Origin of the sequence: Gluconobacter sp. R75690 (assembly GCF_015244525.1) — a bacterium.
GTDB lineage: Bacteria > Pseudomonadota > Alphaproteobacteria > Acetobacterales > Acetobacteraceae > Gluconobacter > Gluconobacter potus.
In genome coordinates this window covers 18,507-38,605 of the sequence record NZ_JABCQB010000015.1, presented here as the reverse complement: position 1 = coordinate 38,605, position 20,099 = coordinate 18,507, and the positions used below count along the sequence as shown (strand labels likewise).

Below are 20,099 nucleotides of genomic sequence, written 5' to 3'. Positions count from 1 at the left end.
ACGAAAGGGAACGATGGATCAGAGCGGCTGGGCCGCACCATCCTTCCAAACATGGGTGCAGCGCAGATGCCGTGCCTGAGCGGCCGCATCTTCGTCGTGCGACAAAGCAGAGACCGTGGCGTAACCGGCCTTATGCAGACCGGAAAGGCTGGCCGCATCGAGATCAACCGGAACGTAACAGCGCGGACGCGACGCAGACACCGGGGCCGCACGCAGAAGGGCCTGCGGACGAAGCGTCAGGCCACAGGCAGGCTCCTGCCCGGCCAGATAGCGGCCGCCACGTCCCAGTTCCTCACGCGAACTGGTGGAGAACACCGTCACACACAGTCCGGTATGATAGCGCCATCCACGGAAATCGACGGGATCGATCGTCAGACGCAGATCGGGGTTGCGCTCGCGGATTGCCGCTACGGATGCTGCCAGACGCTCAAAATGCCCGACGACGTCATTTGGGTAATCCAGTTCCGCCAGCAGATCCAGCGCACGGTCGGCAGGCCCGGCGGCGCGCAGCATGACCGCCAGCATCCCGGCGATCGGGCCACCAAGCTCAGCCACGGCGCTGGCATCCTTGCGGTCCAGCGCATGCAGCAGCGGTTCACGATCAGCTTCGGGAATGACGCCTTCGATCAGACCCAGAGCCAGTGCGGGCATGGACAGGTCGAAGGACACGCCTTCGATCCCGAGTTCGGCGAGCGCCTTCGCGCCGAGTGCGATGACTTCCGCATCGGCCTGCGCGCTGTTCGGGCCGATCAGTTCGATTCCGGCCTGAGAAATCTGGCGGTCAGCTTCGCGGCCTGGCGTGCCGACCACGATGCAACTGCCCGAATAGGACAGCCGCAGCGGACGCGGCGCGTCCTGAAGGCGGATGCTCGCAATGCGGGCGATCTGCGTCGTCATGTCCGGACGCAGCGCCATCATGCGATGCGAGTTCGGATCCATCAGACGAAAGGTCTGGGGTGCGAGGGATTCGCCCGATCCACCAAGCAGCGACGTCTCGAATTCCAGCAGGGGCGGACGGACGCGCTGATAGCCGTGACGGGAAAAGGCTTCCATCACGCTCGCGATACCACGGGCTTCTGCTTCAGCCTCGCCGGGGAGAAGATCGGCAAATCCGGACGGCAGGAGCGCAGCACTCGGGGTCTCGGAATACAGATTCATACCGAAAACTCCGCACGGGTCTGCTCATGGGCCCAGTCCAGCCAAGGCAGCAGCGCCTCGATATCGACCGTCTCGACCGTGGCACCACCCCAGATCCGCAGACCGGCAGGGGCATCACGATAGGACGCAAGGTCGTAACCCGCGCCTTCCTTTGCCACGAGACCCGTCAGATGCTTGACGGCCTTGCCCTTTGCTTCAGCCGACAGACTTTCAAACCAGGGGGCCGTGATTTTCAGGCAGATGGACGTGCTGGAGCGCATCTCTTCCTTGGCAGACAGGAAGGACACCCAGTCCGCTGTCGCGATCCATTTCGTCACGGCGGCCAGATTCTTCTGCGAACGGGCCTTCAGGGCGGAAAGACCACCAATCTGCTCGGCCCAGCGCAGACCGTCCAGCGCGTCCTCAACGCAGAGCATGGATGGCGTGTTGATCGTATCGCCTTCGAAGATGGCTTCGATCAGGCCCTTCTTGTTGGCCAGACGGAAAATCTTGGGCAGCGGACGCGGCGATGGCTGGGCCAGACGGGCGGCAGCACGCGGGCTCAGCGCCACCATGCCATGCGCAGCCTCGCCACCCAGTGCTTTCTGCCAGGACCAGGTCACGATATCGAGCCGATCCCAGGGCAGATCCATCGCAAACGCCGCAGATGTGGCGTCACAGATGACCAGACCTGCATGTTCGGCCGGAATGGCGCTGGCATCCGGGATGCAGACACCCGATGTCGTGCCGTTCCATGTCAGCACGACATCGCGGGTCCAGTCCACTTTCGTCAGGTCCGGCAGTTCGCCATAAGGCGCGTCCAGAACGCGCAGATCCTCGATTTTCAGGACGTCGCGCAGATCCTGCGCCCAGGTTCCGGAGAAGCTTTCAAAGGACAGGACGTCGATCCCGCGCTCACCGGCGAGCGCCCACAGGATCATTTCCACGGCGCCCGTATCGGACGCCGGGACAATGCCGACGCGCCAGTCCGACGGAATGCCGAGCACGTCTTTCGAGCGCGTGATGACTTCCCTGAGGCGCGCACGGCCTTCCGGCGCACGATGCGAACGGCCCAGCAGGGCCTGATCCAGGCCGGACAACGACCATCCGGGGCGCTTGGCGCAGGGACCTGAGGAGAAGAACGGGCGGGAGGGTCTGACAGTCGGCTTGGACATGCTCGTTCCGGGCTGATCGGTCCTGAGGCCATTCCGGCAGGGAATGACCATTCATGGTGCGAGAGAGGGGATTCGAACCCCTATGCCTTTCGGCGGTCGATTTTGAGCCGACTGCGTCTACCGTTCCGCCACTCTCGCGCGGGCGGCCCGAACCCTAATGCATTCCCGGCGAAAGTGCCAGACTGCAAAATCCGAGCTGCAAAATCCGGGCCGCAGACTGATGCCGCCTGATGACGCGTCTTACAGGCCCAGCATCAGAAGCAGATTCTGGATGGCTGCCCCCGAGGCCCCTTTGCCCAGATTATCCAGCCGTGCCGTCAGGACGACCTGCTCGCCATTATGATGGACGCGCAGTTCCATGCCGTCGGTATTGGCCAGGGTGTCGGCCACAAGCTGCGTCTCGGCAGGAAGAACCCGCACATGCTCACATCCCGCATAGGCGTCCTGAAGCACGGCTTCCAGTTCCGCGGCCGAAGGCTGCCCTGGCAGGTCCTTCAGATGCAGCGGAATGGAGACAATCATCCCCTGCGGAAAATGCCCAACCGAGGGGACAAACAGCGGCTGGCGCGTGAGACCGGAATAGTGCCGGATTTCGGGCAGGTGCTTGTGCTTGAGGTTCAGCCCATACAGGAAAAAAGCCGGACCGCCGTTTTTCTCATGCTCTTCAATCGCGATCCGCCCTGCCCCGCTATAGCCGGAAACGGCGTTGATCGAAACAGGATGATCGGCCGGGAGCAGCCCCGCCCGGACCAGCGGACGCATGAGGGCGATCGCACCTGTCGGGTAGCAGCCGGGATTGGCGACAAACCGCGCCGCCTTGATGGCAGCCGCCTGTTCCGCGTCCATTTCTGGAAAACCATAGACCCAGCCATCAGCGATCCGGTGCGCCGTGCTGGCATCCAGAATCCGGACATCCAGCCCTTCCGCCAGCGCTACAGTTTCCCGGGCTGCATCGTCCGGCAGGCACAGAATGGCGACATCGGCCTGCTCAAGCATGGAGCGGCGGGCTGCCGTATCCTTGCGCAGCGCCGGGTCGATGGACAGGATTTCCAGACCGTAAGAGGCCGGAAGCGCCTCGATCCGCTGGCGGATGCCCAGACCTGTCGTGCCTGCTTCCCCGTCAATGAAAATGCGTGCCATGCGCCATCCACCCTGTCTGCAAATCCGTCCCGCCCCGGCAGGTGCCTGAACGTCCGGCAGTCGTTTTACGTCGGGAATGGCGGACTGTCACCCGCAAGACCCTTCCGACGCTTTCATCCCTGCGGCGGGACCGCTATGCAGGGCGCAGACACGATCACAACAGGAAACGCTCATGATCCAGTCCGACCGGCCGTCCTCCCCGCCATCCCCACGGCAGATCGACCGCCTGCTGGATGTCATGAAGCGCCTGCGCGACCCCGAGAGTGGTTGTCCGTGGGACGTGGAGCAGACCCCGGCGACGATTGCCCCGTTCGCGATCGAGGAAGCCTATGAGGTCATGGACGCCATTGCGCGTGACGACCGCGAGGCCATTCCGGACGAACTGGGCGACCTGCTGCTTCAGGTCGTCTTTCAGGCCCAGATGGCCGAGGAGGCCGGACACTTCGACTTCGAGACCGTTGCGGGAACGATTGCCGACAAGCTCGTGCGCCGTCATCCGCACGTCTTCGGCGATGCGGCTCTCGACGACGATACCTGGGAGCGGGAAAAGGAGGCCGAGCGCCAACGCAAGGCCGAATATGGCACGCTGGCAGGTGTTGCCCTGCCGCTGCCTGCCCTGATGCGCGCCGCCAAGCTGACGCGCCGCGCGGCCCGCGTGGGCTTCGACTGGGACGACGCCACCGGCATTCTCGACAAGGTTCATGAAGAAATCGACGAGCTGAAAGTCGAAATTGGCGGAGACCGCGACCGGATCGAGGATGAACTGGGCGATGTCCTCTTCACGGTCGCAAGCCTTGCGCGCAAGCTGGATATAGACCCCGAAGCCGCCCTGCGCCGCAGCAATGACAAGTTCACCCGTCGCTTCGAAGCCATGGAAGCCATGCTGGCCGAGAAGGGGCAGACCATGGCCGAACAGGACCTGCCGACGATGGAAGCACTCTGGCAGGCCGCAAAAAAACTGCCCGGCATGAAATGAGATCCGGATTTTGGGTACGGGCATCTATTCCGGATGTAACAGGCGATCATCCGTCAATGTAACAGATGCACGGTTCATATCCCTGCACAATCCGTATCACTCGGTTACATGAGTCCTTATCCTTTATTAACTTTCTGATCCGAAAATGACTTCGTTCCTATCTCACGGAGTCTTTTCCTCATGACCAGCATTTCCTCCATCGGCTCTTCCACCATGAGCAGCCTTTACAGCACCAGCAGTGCGTCCTCTTCCAGTTCGTCCTCGTCGTCCAGCGGCACGTCGTCCACGCAGGAAACCACCACGACCAAGCTGAACGCCGATGGCTCCACGACGACCATTGTCGAAGACGCCCAGGGCAACATCATTTCCGAGACGACCTCCGGCGGCTCCTCGAACTCCGGTTCCAGCAGCGATACGAGCCACCTGCTCAGCGTCTCTGCCTGATTCAACACCGCGGGCAGCCGGTGACGTCAGGCGCTGCCCATCCATTTGCGAAACCCGCCATCAGGACGCAGCATTTTCCCGAGCCGCAATGATCGTCCCGAAAAGGCATTTTCATGTGAGCCGAACCTGCTAGAGAACGTCCCCATGACGGATGATCTCGCCCCGTTCGATTTCGAACTCCCCCGCGACCATATCGCGACAGAGCCTGCCCGCCCGCGTGACAGTGCAACGCTGCTGCATGTCCGGCCCGGTCTGGCGCCTGATCCGCATGTGATCCGCGACCTGCCGGATTTCCTGCGTGAAGGGGATCTGCTGATTGCCAACAACACGGCCGTCATCCGCGCCCAGCTTGCCGCCACACGCGGCGAGGCGAAGATCGGCCTGACGCTCGACCGTATTCTGGCGGATGGAAGCTGGCATGCCCTGGCGCGCAATTCCCGCAAGCTGAAACCGCAGGACATCCTGCATTTTGGTGAAGATCCGGTCACGGCCACCGTTGTCGAGAACGAAGGCGACGGCGCGGTCAGCATCCGCTTCTCGGTCGAGGGAGACGACTTCGATGCGTTCCTCGAACGGGTCGGCGCGCTGGCCCTCCCTCCTTATATTGAGCGTCCTTTCGGCCCAACAAAGCAGGACGATGCGGATTACCGCACCATTTTCTCACAGTATCGCGGCGCTGTAGCAGCCCCCACGGCCGGCCTGCATTTCACGCCTGAACTGCTCGCAGCCCTGGATGCAAAAGGCATCCAGCGCCGGACGCTGACGCTTCATGTTGGCGCGGGAACCTTCCTGCCCGTCCGCTCCACCATCGCCGAGCACAAGATGCACGCGGAATGGGGTGAAATCGACGCCGAAACCGCGGCCGCCATCAACGAGACCCGTGCGCGTGGCGGCCGGATCGTCGCCGTCGGCACCACGTCCCTGCGCCTGCTGGAAAGCGCGGCCCGTGAGGACGGAACCGTGGCACCATGGCGCGGCGAGACCTCCATTTTCATCAAGCCCGGATACCGCTTTAAGGCGGTGGACGTGCTGATGACCAACTTCCATCTGCCGCGTTCGACGCTGTTCATGCTCGTCTGCGCGTTCAGCGGCACCGAGACCATGCGTGAGGCCTATGCCTACGCCATCGCCAACGGATTGCGGTTCTATTCGTATGGCGATGCCTGCCTGCTGGAGCGCGCGCCATGAGCGATCACAAGACCGATCACGCTACCAAAATGACCTGGGTGCCCGAAGCAACCTGCGGCATGGCGCGCGCCGGCCATCTGCACACCCGCCACGGCACGGTCCCCACCCCGACCTTCATGCCGGTTGGAACCGTCGGCACGGTCAAGGGCATGACGATGGATGCCGTGCGCTCCACGGGCGCGGGCATCGTTCTGGGTAACACCTACCATCTCATGCTGCGCCCCACGGCGGACCGCGTGCAGAAGCTGGGCGGCCTGCACAAAATGATGGACTGGTCCGGCCCGATCCTGACCGATTCCGGCGGATTTCAGGTCATGTCGCTCGGCGCGCTGCGCAAGCTCGACGAAGATGGCGTGACGTTCCGTTCGCATATCGACGGCAGCAAGCACCGCCTGACTCCAGAGATCTCGACCGACATCCAGTTCAAACTCGACGCGACCATCACCATGGCATTCGATGAATGCCCTGCACTCCCCGCCACGCCGGAAGTGCTACGCAAATCCATGGAAATGTCGATGCGCTGGGCCGCCCGCTCCCGCGAGGCTTTCGTGGCGCGCGAGGGATACGGGCAGTTCGGCATCGTGCAGGGTGGGACCGAGCGGGACTTACGCGAATATTCCATCAAGGCCCTGACCGATATCGGCTTTGAAGGCTATGCGATCGGCGGTCTGGCCGTGGGCGAAGGTCAGGAGCTGATGTTCTCGACGCTGGACTTCACCACGCCGATGCTGCCGCAAGACAAGGCCCGGTATCTCATGGGTGTCGGCACGCCGGATGATCTGCTGGGCGCGGTCATGCGCGGCGTGGACATGTTCGACTGCGTGATGCCCTCACGCGCCGGCCGCACCGCCCGGGCCTATACCGAGCGCGGCACGATCAACCTGCGCAACGCCCGTTTCGCAGACGACACACGCCCGCTCACGCCCCATGACGACACACCCGTCGCCGGACGTTACAGCCGCGCCTATCTGCACCATCTTTTCCGCGCCAACGAAATGCTCGGCCCGATGCTGCTGACCTGGCACAACCTGGCCTATTACCAGCGCCTGATGCGCCAGATCCGCGCCGCTATCGTGGACGGCACGCTCGACGCCCTGGCCGTGAAACTGCGGAAAGACTGGGCCAAGGGCGACTGGACCGAAGACGAATGGCCGATGCCGGATCTGGCCCTGTAAGCTGGGGCTTTGCCCCAGACCCCACAAAGGGACGCGGTCCCTTTGATCCCGATTCACGAAGTGGGGTGAAGGGGTCAAGACCCCTTCCGGGTGCAGGGCAGAGCCCTGCAATACGACACATCAAGCTCCGCACTACGGCCTGATCCCGACAAACTGTCACAACATTCCCATGCCGCTCTGCGTTAACCTCGCAGAAGGAGCAGACACGGCATGCACAATCTCATCACGCTGACGGCTCAGGGACTGGTGGGCGAAGGGAGGCTTCAGCTTGAAGAGCTGGCGCTCGCATTCGTGCTGTCGTCCCTTGTGGGACTGGAACGTGAGATCCGGCAGAAAAGCGCGGGTCTGCGGACGCATACGCTTGTCGGGGTTTCCGCCGCCCTGTTCATGCTGATTTCCAAATACGGCTTCATGGACGTCATCGATGCCGGGCGGATCGTGCTGGATCCGTCCCGCGTGGCCGCGCAGATCGTCTCGGGGATCGGCTTCATCGGGGGCGGCGTGATTTTCATGCGCCGCGATGCCGTGCGGGGTCTGACAACGGCCGCGGCCATCTGGTTCACGGCAGCTCTGGGGATGGCCTGTGGTGCAGGGCTGCCCATTCTCGCCATTGCCACGACAGTTGCGCATTTCATCGTCATGGTGCTGTTTCCGAAACTGCTGAAACAGCTTCCGCGCTCGGGAGAACAGTCAACCGAGCTGACGATTTCCTATGAAGACAGCCGCGGTCTGCTGCGGACCATTCTGGTGAGCTGCACGGAACTGCGCTTTGCCATTGATGGCGTGCGCCTCGAAGAAGAAAGCCGGAATGCTGAACAGCTTCTGGATGAAGCGGATCGCGAAGGAACGGCCCCCGCTGCTCCGCGTCCACGCCTCGTGACGCTGACCATGCTGGTTCATGGCAAGCGGCCCGTTTCCCATCTCATTACGGGACTGGGCGCGATTGATGGTGTTCATGAAGTCAGGAAGATCGACCCTGACCATGACTGAACACCACAGCTTTTACCGGGCCGTCGGCAGCGCCTTTTCATACTGATCCCAGTGCGTCGCCAGTTCCTTCACGACCACGCTCCCCACCGTATAGGCGGCATCGACCGAGGCCTGGAAACCGGAGAAACCGGTCTCATGCGCTTCGTCCGACAGAAGCTGCGCGGCGGTCTGGCCCGGTGGCTGCATGTCGAAATTGCTAGCCGTCCGCAGGATCAGTGCGCGTTTCGGGTCAACGCGTCCCGCCTTCCCCTGTAGCGCCAGAGCCTGACAGAACGCGACGTCCTCTTCGGCAGTCGTTGCCATGACGCCCTGCCCGTCCGTCCAGTATTTCACCCAGCGCTCGGCCCACTGGTTCATTTTCGCACCAACCCAGAAAGTTTCGCCTGAGATCGTGTCGCCAAGCTGGACGGAAGGCGGCTTCTGGGCTGCGGCAAAACCGGTATAGCGCAGGCGGGAGGCCTTCAGACCGTCATTATCCGGCAGGGAAATGTCCTTCGTCAGGCCATAGGCCCACTGCACCAGCGCCGGATCGAGCGTGTATTCCATGTCCCCCATGCCGGAATGGAGCGGAGGACGAGGCTTTTCATCCGGTGTGCTGCCCTGTACGGGCGTGAAGCCATCCGGCCAGGACGCAGGGATTTCGCGCGGGTCCACCAGATGGGACAGGCCACCATTAATGACGCGCGGCGCCCAGACGGCCGAGCCGATGGTCCCGAAATTCGGATCGATCCCACCGATCCCGGCCAGCACGAAATAGGCATGGCGCAGATCAAAACGCGGGTCGAGCACGAGGGCCGTAATGGCGGATGCCATGTGCTCCGGTCCCTCGCCGCTCGCGATCCCCAGAACATGCAGGTCCGGATTGTAATGCATCACGTCATGATCGGTGCCGGGTGCCGGAATCGTCTTCTGCAGCGGCAGTTTTTCGATCCAGTTCTGGTATTCGCCAGCCGTGTCCCCCGTATCCTTGCCGATCTCGAAGGTTGTGACGACGACAACACGCACGGGGATCGGCGCGTGAGCCGAGGCCGAACCGAGGGCACAGAGGGACAGGAGCGCGGCCCCGAAAACGGTTGAGACGGATTTCACTGGTAGAGTCCCTCATGTGTGACAGTGGCTTCGAAGGTCCCGAACCGCTGTTCGAGCGCCCATTGCAGCCGGGCTTTCTCGCTGGATTTCAGAAAAGTCGTGCAGGCAGCGGATACGACGGGCAGCGTCCGGCAGGCGAGCACGAACTGCCCCGCCTGATGATCCGACCACAGACTTTCCCCCGGCACGAACGCATATTCCAGTCCGGTGCGGGACAGGGTTTTCAGATCGGCATAAGATAGGTCATAGGTCTGGGCCGCGCGGACATATTCCTGCGTCAGGTCTCCCCGCGAGACGCCCTCGTCATCCGTGGACAGCGCAACGGGCACGCCAGCCCGGCGATAGAGCGGGAACGGATGGGCCGAGCCTCTGATGCCAAGGATCTCGTCATTGCTGGTCAGATTGACTTCCACCATCACATGGCGCCGCGCCATCTCGGCCAGAAGCGATGCGGGATCGTCCTCAAGCGCCACGTCCACGCCATGCCCGATCCGGCTGGCTCCCGCCACGTCAATGGCGGCGCGGATATGATGACGCAGACCTTCCGTGGGAACGAGACCGGTTGTCAGTTCACCGGCATGCAGGCTCAGCTTCACGCCCGGAGTGACACCGTTCAGGAAATGGAATATCCGCATGTGCAGGTCATAATCGCGCATGGCGGTTGGATCATCCTCGGGCGCCACGATGTTGAGCCCGACAAAGCGCGGATCGGCTTTCACGGTCGCATAACCGGCATCAAGCTGCGCATAGACCGCTTGCGGCGGTAATGTGCGCAGGGTCTGGAACAGGTAGCGCACCGCCACCGTGCATCCCGGATGGGCCTGCGGAGTTCCGCATTTCAGGACGTCTTTTGCCTGCGCTTCCATCTGGTCCGTCGCAGCCCGGGCCTTCTGCACCAATGCTGGAATTTCCGGCATGAGCGCCTGGTGCGCGGCAGGCAGGTCATCGCCTTTCAGAGGATGATGGAATCCGGCCCCGATCATCGGGCCAATGCCGGGAGAAATCATCAGCTCCAGATAGGTTATATGGTCGCGGGCCGCACGGTCACGCGCTTCAGCCAGCATGTCTCCGGCGTGCGCATCCTCGATTGCACCAAAACGGGCGAATGTCGCGAAGAAATGGTCATGCCCGGAGGCGTCGCCAGGAGCGGGCACGAAATCGCGCATGGACAGTGCATCGATCAGGACATTTTCCGATTCCGCGCGATGCGACAGCTCGGCGGCGGGAAACTCACCCTCGCCCGGATGCATGCAGGCATGGTCGAGGATGCGTTTCTCCTTCAGCGACACACACAGACCATCATGCGCGGCCCAGTCCAGCATGTTTTCGGCGTAGATAGCACCAACCAGATGGTTGTGCAGGTCCGCCCCTTTCGGAAAGGCACGGAGAAACATATTCAGCCGGACCGGATCGTTCCGGATGCGGTCATAAACCTGTGCAACAGACTGCGGAGCCGCATGTACAGCCGGAATCATCGTCAGAGCAGAAGTCATACCCAGAAAAACGGCGGGCAGAACACGAAAGAAAGGATGTCGCATGGCGCGACGATGCCGCCCCGCATCCGACGTGGCAAGCCATTTTCAGATCGTGACAAATCCTGTCTGCATCAGCCGTTCCGGACACCAGAAAAGCTGGTCCGTCTGCCTCCCTGATGGCATAACGGCTCCCCGTTCACCGGCGAGACCTGTCCCTTCCATGCCTGCTTCCCCGAAACCCGATACAGGGCCTGAAGCCCGGATTGCGGTGCATGCCCGTCATCTGGGTTTCGATGCGATCGGGTTCTGCAAGGCGGAACTCGGGCAGGACGTGGCTCGGAACCTGCGGGAGTTCGTCGCGCAGGGCCATCATGGCACGATGGAGTGGATGGAAACGCGGATCGAGGAACGCGCTCATCCGCAGGCCCTGTGGCCCGAAGTCCGGAGCGTGATTTCACTCGGCCTGTCCTATGCCCCTGCCGAAGGACCGACGACCGATCCCGAATGCGGCAATATTTCCGTCTATGCCCGCAACCGGGACTACCATGACGTCATCAAGGGCATGCTCAAGCATCTGGCGCAGTTCGTCGTGAAGCTGGGCTGCCCGGAGACGCAGGTGAAGGTTTTCGTCGATACGGCTCCCGTCTCCGAGCGGGCACTAGCGGAAAAAGCGCATCTTGGCTGGACGGGAAAGCACACCTGTCTCGTCTCGCGTGAGCACGGATCATGGCTGCTTCTGGGGGAGATCTACACCACGCTGGAACTGACACCGTCAGAACCCACGGGCGGAAACTGCGGCACCTGCACGCGCTGTCTGACCGCCTGCCCGACCGAGGCCTTTACAGGCCCGGGAAAGATGGATGCGCGGCGCTGCATCTCATATCTGACGATCGAGCATAAAGGCCCGATCCCGCATGAGCTGCGGCCGAAAATCGGCAACCACATCTACGGCTGCGATGACTGCCTGGCCGTCTGTCCGTGGAACCGCTTTGCGGAAAGCGCACGGCATATCAAGCTCCAGGCGCGGCCTGAGCTGGTCGCCCCGAAGCTCGATGAACTGGTCCGGCTGGATGATGCGGCCTTCCGGACGTTCTTTTCCGGCTCTCCGGTCAAGCGGATCGGGCGCAACCGCTTCGTGCGCAACGTCCTGATCGCGATCGGCAACTCCGCCGATCCGTCGCTCGCATCTGCCGCGCGGGATCTGCTGAACGATCCGGACCCGGATGTGTCCGAAACCGCGCAATGGGCTTTGGCCCGTCTTGAGGAAAAATCGGCATGAGTGATCTCGTCAAACGCAGCCTGTCTCTGTCAGGACACCGGACGTCCGTGGCGCTGGAACGCGAATTCTGGACGGTACTGGATGCGATGGCGGCAGCCCGTCAGCAGAGCTTTGCGTCTCTGGTGGCCTCTCTCGATGCCGCGCGACCGCCCGAACGCCCGCTGGCCTCGGCCCTGCGGGTTGCAGCACTGATGCATCTTCAGAAAAGCATTCAGGCGGCTGGTTAGCTCCCGGCGCTGTCCGCCGGAAGGCCCAGCCAGTCCGGATGTTTGCGCTCGATCCAGCGCAGGACGCGGCCCTGAAGCTGGCGGAAGAGAGGAATGTCCTGCGAAAGCAGCATCACGCCGACCGGCAGCATCCACAGACCCAGAACAGGCAGGATGGACAGAACGCCGCCCAGCATGAACAGCACGCCCGCCGGAATCCGGACCCATTTGTGATCCGGCACCCGCAGCCAGTTCAGCACTTTCTGCAGCCGCTCGGGCAGACGCTGGATCAGAAGATCCATCAGCTCGTCATCAGAGCGGAAAGGGGTCAAAGAGGCAGTCTGAATCGGGGTAGGCATGAAAATATCCGTCATGAAACGAGCAGAAGAACCTGCGCCTCAAAAGCATGAGACGGCGATAAGTTCGTAATTCCCGCCCTATACCACACCGCAGGCCAGGACGGTTGGTCCATGCGGAGCACCCTGCCTGCGATCTGTCATTTGCCGCTGTGAGCGGGCGTGCTAGATTGATGACATGGCTATCTGGGGCAAGATGTTCGGTGGTGTCGCGGGCTTCGCGGTTGGTGGTCCTTTCGGAGCACTGATGGGCGCAGCGCTGGGACATGCGGCCGATAACGGTTCGCTACTCAAGCCCTCGACGGGCGGCTGGAGCGAGCGTTTCCCCGCGAATGGCCGTCCCGATCCCAACAGCGCGGCCTTTTTCGGCGCCGCCAAGATCGCTGCGGCCCTGGGCAAGCGCGATCAGCTTTACGCCATCGGCCTTGTCGCCCTGTGCGCGAAACTGGCGAAGATCGACGGGCCGGTGAACCGGCACGAAATCAACGCTTTCAAGACCTGCTTCCAGTTCCCGCCCGATAACGTCAAGGAAGTCGGCATGCTGTTCGATCGCGCCCGCGACCGGACGGACGATTTCGAGATGTATGCCCGCGAAATGGGCAAGGCCTATGCCGATAACACGGCGCCCCTTGAGAACCTCATGACGGCACTATTCCGCATCGCCCGTGCCGATGTCGGACCAAGCCGCGAACTTCACCCGAAGGAAATCGATTTCCTGCAGCGCGTGCACCGGGCATTCGGCCTGCCGCCAGGTGCGTGGGACCGGGCGGAAAGCGGCAACAGCCGCGCCGCCAGCGGGAACGAGCCGGACGCCTATCGCATTCTCGGCATCCCCCGCAGCGCGACCGATACGGAAATCCGCATGCGCTGGCGCACCCTCATCCGCGAGCACCATCCGGATGTTCTGGCGCAGAAGCCCATGTCGGAAGCAGAGCGCCGGCGTGCGCAGGACCGGGTGGCCCGCATCAATGCCGCCTGGGACCGCATCAAGCGCGACCGGCAGCTTTGATCTTTCGCAATCCTGCGGAAACTTTCAGTCACCCGGAAGCGTAGACCAGTCTCAACCGGCAAGAGAGACGTGCCATGGGACTGATTCTTCTTGTAATCCTGATCCTCCTGCTGATCGGTGCGCTGCCGTCATGGCCGTACAGTTCGAAATGGGGCTACTACCCCTCCGGCGGCCTCGGCCTGATCGTGGTCATCGTCGTGATCCTTGTCCTGATGGGACAGATCTGACCTCAAAAATCTCTCCACAAAAAAACCGCGCCCCTCCCGGAGCGCGGTTTTTTTGTGCCCTGAAGAAGAGGATCAGGCCGGGATGGCGGCCTTCACACCTTTCTCACGGATGACCTGGCGCAGGGCGATAACCTTCTGGTCCAGCTCCGACGTGTCCAGATCACGCCAGCCATCGAAGGCCGGAAGCTTCAGCGCACTTTCAAAATCATCGGCCTTGGCCAGCTTCTTCTGGGCCTCGCCATAAGTCGGCTCGGACGATTCATACGTCCCGCCCTTCTCGTCACGACCGCGGAGCATCTCGAGATAGGATGCAATCCCGAACGCGATCCGCGACAGGTCGCGCTTGCCTTCGATGGCCCGGCGCACGGTTTCCGTCCAGAACACCTGGATCTTGGAGCAGCCATCACTCGCGATCCGCAGCGTCTGATCAGACATGGCCTTGTTGGAAAAACGGCTGATGACACTGTCTCGGTAACCTTCAAGCGTCATGCCCGGCGGTGCCTTCAGGGTCGGGATGACGTCCTTGTTCAGGTAGTTCTCAAGGTTGCCGCGCAGATCCTTGTCCTCGATCGCGTCATCCACGTTCTCGTATCCGACAAGAATACCCGGGAAGCAGAGCGTGATGTGACCGGCATTCAGCATCCGGATCTTGACGTGTTCCCAGTCCGTCACGTCATCGACGAACTGCACGCCTGCCTTTTCCAGCGGGGGACGACCATTGGCAAACTGGTCTTCCAGCACCCACTGATGGAAATCCTCGGCCACCAGCGGCAGGTCGTCATCCAGCCCACTGGCCGCGTTCAGCTTCTTTGCGATTTCCGCCGAGACGGTCGGGGTGATGCGATCGACCATGCCGTTCGGGAAGGTCGCGTTTTCCTCAATCCACTTCGCGAGTTCGGGATCGCGCGCCTTTGCGTAACCCAGAAAAGCCTTGCGGGCGACATTGCCGTTATGGCGCAGGTTATCGCAGGACATGACCGTAAACGCCTTGCCACCGGCATCCCGGCGACGGCGCAGGGCTTCCACGACATAACCGAAAACGGTGGACGGCTTTTCCGGATTCTGAAGATCGGCCTTTACTGCCGCATTCTCCAGATCGAAGGCACCGGTCGTCTCGTTGATGTTGTAGCCGCCTTCCGTGATCGTCATGGAGACAATACGGATAGCCGGATCAACGAGATGCTTCAGCACGGCTTCCGGATCAGCCGGCGCCAGCAGATAATCACGCAGCGCGCCCATGACGCGCACCGTGCTCTTGCCGGACGGTGCCGTCTCGGTCAGGGAATACAGGCAGTCCTGAGCCTTGAATTCCTCGGCTTTTTTCTTCGAGCGGTCACTGCCCGTCAGGCCAACACCAACGATCGCCCAGTCCGGAGCGTGCTCAAGGATCTGCTCGACATAGAACGCCTCATGGGCCCGGAAGAAGTTACCCACGCCGAAATGCACGATCCCCGGCTTGATTCCGTCGATGTCATAGGGGGGAGCCTGGACATTGGCAGGAAGAGACTTGAGGGTTTCGCGCGTAATCATGGAATTCTCCGTGGTTTCGGGCCGGTCGCTGACGGGGACCGACAAGGCCGGGCATGTGCCATCATAGCCCCGGAACAACGTAAAAACCGAATGACGGTTTCAACAGGAGCCATTCCGCCCCCTGGCTGCTAGCCGCGGGACGGCCTGTTCAGAGGCCTTTTGCGGCGCTCGCATCGGAGCGCATGACCACTCCGACGGCCCGTTCGAGATCCTCGCGGAACAGGGACATCACAAAGCGCATCTCAGGGCGGGTCTGCTCTTCCAGCCGAGGCAGAAGCTCGAGGATTTCATCGTCTTCGGACTGCTGTTCGTGCTGGTTCCGCTTTGCACGCAACTGCTCTTCACAACTATGTGCCAGCGCCCGCAGCGCATGACTCAGCCCCTTGTACAGGGGCAGCAGGCCTGTGTTCCCTGCCGCACGCCCCGTCGCAATGGCGCGTGCCACCAGCATCGTGTCGTTCAGCAGCCGCCGCATCAGCCTGGGAAGTGCCGCCAGAACCGGATCGCGCTTTTCCAGTTCCTTCCAGCGCTCGCGCCGTGCCTCGGTCACGGCGTCTTCCAGTTCCGTCAGCAGGGCCACGCAGTCATCATTCTGGCGCTCGATCGCCGCCCAGCCTGTATTCTGGTCGAGCGCGCTCTTGAGAAGCTGGTCCATGCGACGCAACAGGCGCGCGGCCGTATGGAAGGCCTGTTTGCGCGCGCTGCTGTGCAGGATGAAGAACGACACCACGATCGAGACCGCAACACCCACCACGATGGCCAGAAGCCGCGTGATCATGGGCAGGAACGGGCTGCCCTGGCTCGGGAAAAGATACACGATCATCAGCGTAATGCAGGCAAAACGCAGCGTCGGCTGGATAGCTGTCAGAAACACCAGCGGGGCCAGCATGATCCAGAACGGAAGCCAACGCAGGCCCGTCGTGATTTCCAGCACCACCGCGCAGACACCGGCCAGCGCGCCGATCAGCGTGCCGCTGATCTGGTCCCGCGCCGTCGTCATGGTCTGGCTGATGCTGGACTGCGTGACGATCAGCGCTGTCACCAGCGCCCAGATCGTTTCCTGCAGATGCATGAGCGAACCCACGATCCACGCGACCACAACCGACACCAGAACGCGGATGGTCTGGCGCGTCGCGGGGCGCATCACTTCGCGCCATCTGCTGTGTCGGGGCGGCACGGACAGCCATTTCCGGCTCAGACGTGTCAGAAGGTTCATGGCAGCTTTCAGCGCAGGGGGACGGCCTCAGTTCCCAAGGAAGGGCACCGGCACCCAGCGCAGGCCGTCATCATCCTGCACCAGCAGCAGCACTTCCGTCTTCTTGCTGTCATGCAGACGCTGCACCGCCTTGGCGAAATCGTCCGGCGTGTTGATCTGGTCCTGCCCGACCTGCGTGATGACGTTCCCTTCCGCAATCCCGCGCGATGCGGCGGGGCTTCCGACCTCGACACGCGAGACGAGAACGCCGCGCTGATCGTCCGTCAGGGCATACTGCGTGCGGGTATCCGCATCGATCGAACTGACCGTTACGCCCAGCTCGCCCAGTGCCGCATGACGATGTTCGGGCTGATGCGTGTCCGAAGGCGGCATGTCCGGCGGCGTAGGCGACTGACCCAGCGTAATCGGCAGCGTCTTGAGCGCCCCCTTGTGCCAGACGGTCAACTGCGCCTTCGCACCAGGCAGGATGGACGCGATGATGCGCGGCATGGTCTGGCCGGTCACGTCCTGATCGCCCACGCGGGTGATGATGTCGCCAACCTCAAGACCGGCCTTTGCAGCAGGGCCTTTCGGATCGATCTCCGAAATCAGCGTGCCCTTGCCGTTGGAACCGTCCGGCTTGTGGAAATCGAGCGTCTCCGCGATGTCGTTCGTCACATCCTGGAACTTCAGCCCCATCCAGCCACGGGAGACATGCCCCGTGCGGCGGAGCTGGTCGATAATCCCGCGCGCATCATCAGCCGGAATGGCAAAGCCGATGCCGATGGAATCGCCGCCCGCACCACCATAAATCAGCGTGTTGATGCCGATGACTTCGCCGGACAGGTTGAACAGCGGACCACCAGAATTGCCGCGATTGATGGCCGCGTCAGTCTGGATGTAGTCGTCATACAGCCCGTGTTCGACGTTTCGCCCACGCGAGGAAATGATGCCCGCCGTCACGGTTCCGTTCAGGCCGAACGGATTGCCGATCGCCAGAACCCAGTCCCCGATCCGCGCCTTGTCGCTCTGCCCGAGCGGAACGGTCGGAAGCGGATGCTTCGGCTTGACCTCGAGCACCGCCAGATCGACCTGACTGTCCCGCCCCACAATCCGCGCCGGCATTTCCGTCCCGTCCTGAAGCGTCACGCTGACCTGATCCGCCCCTTCGATGACGTGGTTGTTCGTCACGATGATGCCGGACGCATCGATGATGAAGCCCGAGCCCAGAGCCTGCTGACGGCGCGGCGGCTGGTTCGGAGCCGGTTTGTGCTTCAGGTAATCATGGAAGAACTTTTCCAGCGGGGAGCCCGGCTGGAACGGGGGCACCTGCGGGCCGTCAGGATCGCTGGAATCCGGGCCCTTGTCGTCATTCTTTGACGGCTTGAGCACCGCGGATGTCGAGACGTTCACGACCGAGGGAAGCAGCCTGTTCGCCAGATCCGCGAAGCTCGACGGCACGGAACGCGGCGCCGGGGTCGGCACCGAAGACGGCTGGCTTGAGGTCGGCGGCGCGCTCTGGGCAAAGGCAGGGCCCACACTCCAGCCCCCCGAAAGGGACAGGGCCAGACCGGAAACAGCAAGACAGGCAGCACGACGGGCGCCGGAACGGGCGAGCAGGTTTTTCATACCTGCACGCTAACGCAGAACGTGGTCCTTCGTCACCATCCCGCCGTTCAGGATGCGTTTTCGGCCCGGTCATGCTAGGGTCAGAGTCCTTTCCGATACGATATTCCCCTGATGAGAGCCCGGCATGACTGACACCACGCCCCCCAACGACATGCCGCCCGGCTCCTCCGAGACCAATCTTCCCAGCGCCGAGACCCGCATTACCGACATCCTGAAAAGTGAGCAGGACGCCCAGGGCTCGAACGTCCTGTCCTTTGCCGCGCTGGAGAGTGTGTCGGTCCGCAACGGTCATGCCCATGTCTCGCTGGCGACGTCGCGCGACAATGCCTCGCGCGTGGAGCCACTGCGGCCGCGCGTCGAAGCCGCGATTGCGAGCCTGCCGGGCATCACGGGCGCCACGCTGTCCTTCACGTCACATCGTCCCGCAACGCCAGCCGCCGCCAATGGCCCGGCTCAGGGGGGCGGGCACCGGCCTTTCAATCTGGGCGACAAACGCCGCAATGCCGCGAGCCGGCATGCGCCTGAAACGCTGCTGCCCGGCGTCAAGGCCGTCATTGCGGTCGCATCGGGCAAGGGCGGCGTCGGCAAATCCACTACGGCCGTCAACCTAGCGGTCGGGCTGGCCCAGCAGGGCCTGAAAACCGGCCTTCTCGACGCAGACATCTATGGCCCGTCCCTGCCCCGGATGCTGGGACGCAACGCCCGCCCGGAAGTCGTGGACGGGACGATCCTGCCGATCGAAGCCTGGGGCCTGAAAAGCATGTCCATCGGCTATCTGGTAGACGAGAACCAGGCCATGATCTGGCGCGGCCCGATGGTCATGGGCGCCCTGACGCAGTTTCTGGGTGAAGTCGAATGGGGCGAACTCGACGTCCTCGTGATCGACATGCCGCCCGGCACCGGAGACGCCCAGCTGACCCTGGCCCAGAAGCTTGGTCCCAAGCTTGCTGCCGGTGGCGCGGTCATCGTCTCCACACCCCAAGATATCGCGCTGCTGGATGCACGGCGCGGTGTGGCCATGTTCGAACGGATGGAAACCCCGATCCTCGGCGTCGTCGAGAACATGTCCTATTTCTGCTGCCCGAACTGCAACCATCGCACGGAACTGTTCGGACATGGGGGCGCCAAGGCCGAAGCAGAGAAAATGGGGGTCCCGTTCCTGGCGGAAATCCCGCTGCTGGCCGATATCCGCGCAAGTGGCGATGAGGGAAGCCCGATTATCCTTTCCGCACCACAGAGCGAAGCCGCACAGGCCTATACGAGGCTCGCGCAGGCTGTGGCCCGCTCCCTGTCTTCCGAACACAGCACGAAAGAACGGCCATGATCCGTCTTCTTCTCATCGGCGCCTGCCTGACACTGGGGGCCTGCTCCCAGACGGTCACGCATCGTGGCCTGTCTTCCGATGGTTACGGCTTCACGCAGGACTCTCAGCATCTGCCCCCACCCGCAGACCTGATGACTCCCATCCCGCACTAAAATCCTGCACCGGCACAGAGAATCGCTCTCCGAAGCTTGACCTGATACGCCCCGGCATGGAAAAAGCCGCACTGCTGATGCCGGGTTAGCACAGTGGTAGTGCAGCGGTTTTGTAAACCGAAGGCCGGGGGTTCAAATCCCTCACCCGGCACCAGCTTTTTCCAAAAAGCGGCCAATACCCCGGGCGACTGGAAAATGTTGTTCAAACCGGGACTTGCAGGCTAAAGCTCCAGCCTTTCCAAGGCCATGGGCTCCATGCCCCCCTGAAAATCAGTAATGCACAAGTATCGTAATCGCAGAGGGTGGAATGTGGGTATTCCCAGAATACTCTTGACAACTTTGTGCTGAGAATCGGATTACCCCCACGATTCGTAGATAAAATTATCAAACCAAATCAGAGGCT

Annotated in this window: 20 protein-coding genes and 2 tRNA genes; 12 read left to right on the top strand and 10 right to left on the bottom strand. The window is 62.3% G+C overall.

The features are described from left to right. Window positions 1–18: 18 nt before the first annotated feature. The 4 genes from HKD27_RS14760 to argC form a co-directional block, all read right to left on the bottom strand. Entirely contained in the window at window positions 19–1,158 is a 1,140-nt protein-coding gene (locus tag HKD27_RS14760; protein ID WP_062494483.1) for an ATP phosphoribosyltransferase regulatory subunit, read from the bottom strand. Beyond that, complete coding sequence (locus HKD27_RS14755; RefSeq protein WP_194690004.1) at window positions 1,155–2,312, bottom strand: phosphoserine transaminase; 1,158 nt, start codon at window positions 2,310–2,312, stop codon at window positions 1,155–1,157. Before HKD27_RS14755 ends, HKD27_RS14760 begins: the two co-directional genes overlap by 4 nt. A 54-nt stretch (window positions 2,313–2,366) precedes the next feature. Beyond that, window positions 2,367–2,450: transfer RNA gene (locus HKD27_RS14750), tRNA-Leu, on the bottom strand. A gap of 102 nt (window positions 2,451–2,552) precedes the next feature. Next, complete coding sequence (gene argC / locus HKD27_RS14745) at window positions 2,553–3,452, bottom strand: N-acetyl-gamma-glutamyl-phosphate reductase (protein ID WP_194690005.1); 900 nt, start codon at window positions 3,450–3,452, stop codon at window positions 2,553–2,555. 172 nt (window positions 3,453–3,624) lie between these two features. Between argC and mazG the strand changes: the two genes are divergently transcribed. The 5 genes from mazG (at window position 3,625) to HKD27_RS14720 (ending at window position 8,225) form a co-directional block, all read left to right on the top strand. Next, window positions 3,625–4,428: a nucleoside triphosphate pyrophosphohydrolase gene (mazG, locus tag HKD27_RS14740; RefSeq protein WP_194690006.1), complete on the top strand. Its 804-nt coding sequence runs from the start codon at window positions 3,625–3,627 to the stop codon at window positions 4,426–4,428. 180 nt (window positions 4,429–4,608) lie between these two features. Beyond that, window positions 4,609–4,872, top strand: coding sequence for a hypothetical protein (locus HKD27_RS14735; protein ID WP_194690007.1), 264 nt, complete (start codon window positions 4,609–4,611; stop codon window positions 4,870–4,872). 144 nt (window positions 4,873–5,016) lie between these two features. Beyond that, window positions 5,017–6,060 carry a tRNA preQ1(34) S-adenosylmethionine ribosyltransferase-isomerase QueA gene (gene queA / locus HKD27_RS14730; protein WP_194690008.1) on the top strand — a complete coding sequence of 348 codons (1,044 nt, stop codon included), beginning with the start codon at window positions 5,017–5,019 and terminating at the stop codon, window positions 6,058–6,060. Between the two features lie 29 nt (window positions 6,061–6,089). Then, window positions 6,090–7,235 carry a tRNA guanosine(34) transglycosylase Tgt gene (tgt, locus tag HKD27_RS14725; RefSeq protein ID WP_194690030.1) on the top strand — a complete coding sequence of 382 codons (1,146 nt, stop codon included), beginning with the start codon at window positions 6,090–6,092 and terminating at the stop codon, window positions 7,233–7,235. A 210-nt stretch (window positions 7,236–7,445) separates the two neighbouring features. Beyond that, entirely contained in the window at window positions 7,446–8,225 is a 780-nt protein-coding gene (locus HKD27_RS14720) for an MgtC/SapB family protein (protein ID WP_062455002.1), read from the top strand. A gap of 12 nt (window positions 8,226–8,237) precedes the next feature. On the opposite strand, the gene HKD27_RS14715 is transcribed toward HKD27_RS14720, so the two are convergent. Both HKD27_RS14715 and HKD27_RS14710 read right to left on the bottom strand, forming a co-directional pair. Then, a complete protein-coding gene (locus tag HKD27_RS14715; protein ID WP_194690009.1) occupies window positions 8,238–9,314 on the bottom strand; it encodes a purine nucleoside permease in 1,077 nt (358 codons plus the stop codon). Next, entirely contained in the window at window positions 9,311–10,852 is a 1,542-nt protein-coding gene (locus HKD27_RS14710; RefSeq protein ID WP_194690010.1) for an adenosine deaminase, read from the bottom strand. Before HKD27_RS14710 ends, HKD27_RS14715 begins: the two co-directional genes overlap by 4 nt. 157 nt (window positions 10,853–11,009) lie before the next feature. Here HKD27_RS14710 and queG point away from each other — a divergent pair, with 157 nt between their 5' ends. Both queG and HKD27_RS14700 read left to right on the top strand, forming a co-directional pair. Continuing rightward, entirely contained in the window at window positions 11,010–12,068 is a 1,059-nt protein-coding gene (queG, locus tag HKD27_RS14705; RefSeq protein ID WP_194690011.1) for a tRNA epoxyqueuosine(34) reductase QueG, read from the top strand. Beyond that, window positions 12,065–12,295, top strand: coding sequence for a ribbon-helix-helix domain-containing protein (locus HKD27_RS14700; protein ID WP_194690012.1), 231 nt, complete (start codon window positions 12,065–12,067; stop codon window positions 12,293–12,295). The genes queG and HKD27_RS14700 overlap by 4 nt, the downstream gene beginning before the upstream one ends. Here the strand turns inward: HKD27_RS14700 and HKD27_RS14695 are convergent. Continuing rightward, window positions 12,292–12,633, bottom strand: a complete 342-nt coding sequence (locus HKD27_RS14695) for a hypothetical protein (protein WP_228518567.1) — start codon at window positions 12,631–12,633, stop codon at window positions 12,292–12,294. The genes HKD27_RS14700 and HKD27_RS14695 overlap by 4 nt on opposite strands. A 175-nt stretch (window positions 12,634–12,808) precedes the next feature. Here HKD27_RS14695 and HKD27_RS14690 point away from each other — a divergent pair, with 175 nt between their 5' ends. Together HKD27_RS14690 and HKD27_RS14685 are read left to right on the top strand one after the other, a co-directional pair. After that, window positions 12,809–13,639 carry a TerB family tellurite resistance protein gene (locus HKD27_RS14690; RefSeq protein WP_194690014.1) on the top strand — a complete coding sequence of 277 codons (831 nt, stop codon included), beginning with the start codon at window positions 12,809–12,811 and terminating at the stop codon, window positions 13,637–13,639. Between the two features lie 74 nt (window positions 13,640–13,713). Beyond that, window positions 13,714–13,866: a DUF3309 family protein gene (locus HKD27_RS14685; protein ID WP_080504750.1), complete on the top strand. Its 153-nt coding sequence runs from the start codon at window positions 13,714–13,716 to the stop codon at window positions 13,864–13,866. 72 nt (window positions 13,867–13,938) lie between these two features. Here the strand turns inward: HKD27_RS14685 and HKD27_RS14680 are convergent, their stop codons facing one another. The 3 genes from HKD27_RS14680 to HKD27_RS14670 form a co-directional block, all read right to left on the bottom strand. After that, window positions 13,939–15,396, bottom strand: coding sequence for a mannitol dehydrogenase family protein (locus HKD27_RS14680; RefSeq protein WP_194690015.1), 1,458 nt, complete (start codon window positions 15,394–15,396; stop codon window positions 13,939–13,941). Window positions 15,397–15,544: 148 nt separating this feature from the next. Beyond that, complete coding sequence (locus HKD27_RS14675) at window positions 15,545–16,612, bottom strand: aromatic acid exporter family protein (RefSeq protein WP_194690016.1); 1,068 nt, start codon at window positions 16,610–16,612, stop codon at window positions 15,545–15,547. A 27-nt stretch (window positions 16,613–16,639) separates the two neighbouring features. Beyond that, window positions 16,640–18,220, bottom strand: coding sequence for a Do family serine endopeptidase (locus HKD27_RS14670; RefSeq protein WP_194690017.1), 1,581 nt, complete (start codon window positions 18,218–18,220; stop codon window positions 16,640–16,642). Between the two features lie 124 nt (window positions 18,221–18,344). On the opposite strand from HKD27_RS14670, the gene HKD27_RS14665 reads away from it, so the two are divergent. The 3 genes from HKD27_RS14665 (at window position 18,345) to HKD27_RS14655 (ending at window position 19,850) form a co-directional block, all read left to right on the top strand. After that, the gene (locus tag HKD27_RS14665) at window positions 18,345–19,544 is read left to right on the top strand and encodes an Mrp/NBP35 family ATP-binding protein (protein WP_194690018.1); all 1,200 of its coding nucleotides are present in this window, start codon (window positions 18,345–18,347) and stop codon (window positions 19,542–19,544) included. Next, window positions 19,541–19,696, top strand: coding sequence for a hypothetical protein (locus HKD27_RS14660; protein ID WP_169795779.1), 156 nt, complete (start codon window positions 19,541–19,543; stop codon window positions 19,694–19,696). Before HKD27_RS14665 ends, HKD27_RS14660 begins: the two co-directional genes overlap by 4 nt. Window positions 19,697–19,775: 79 nt before the next feature. Beyond that, window positions 19,776–19,850: transfer RNA gene (locus tag HKD27_RS14655), tRNA-Thr, on the top strand. Window positions 19,851–20,099 lie beyond the last annotated feature (249 nt).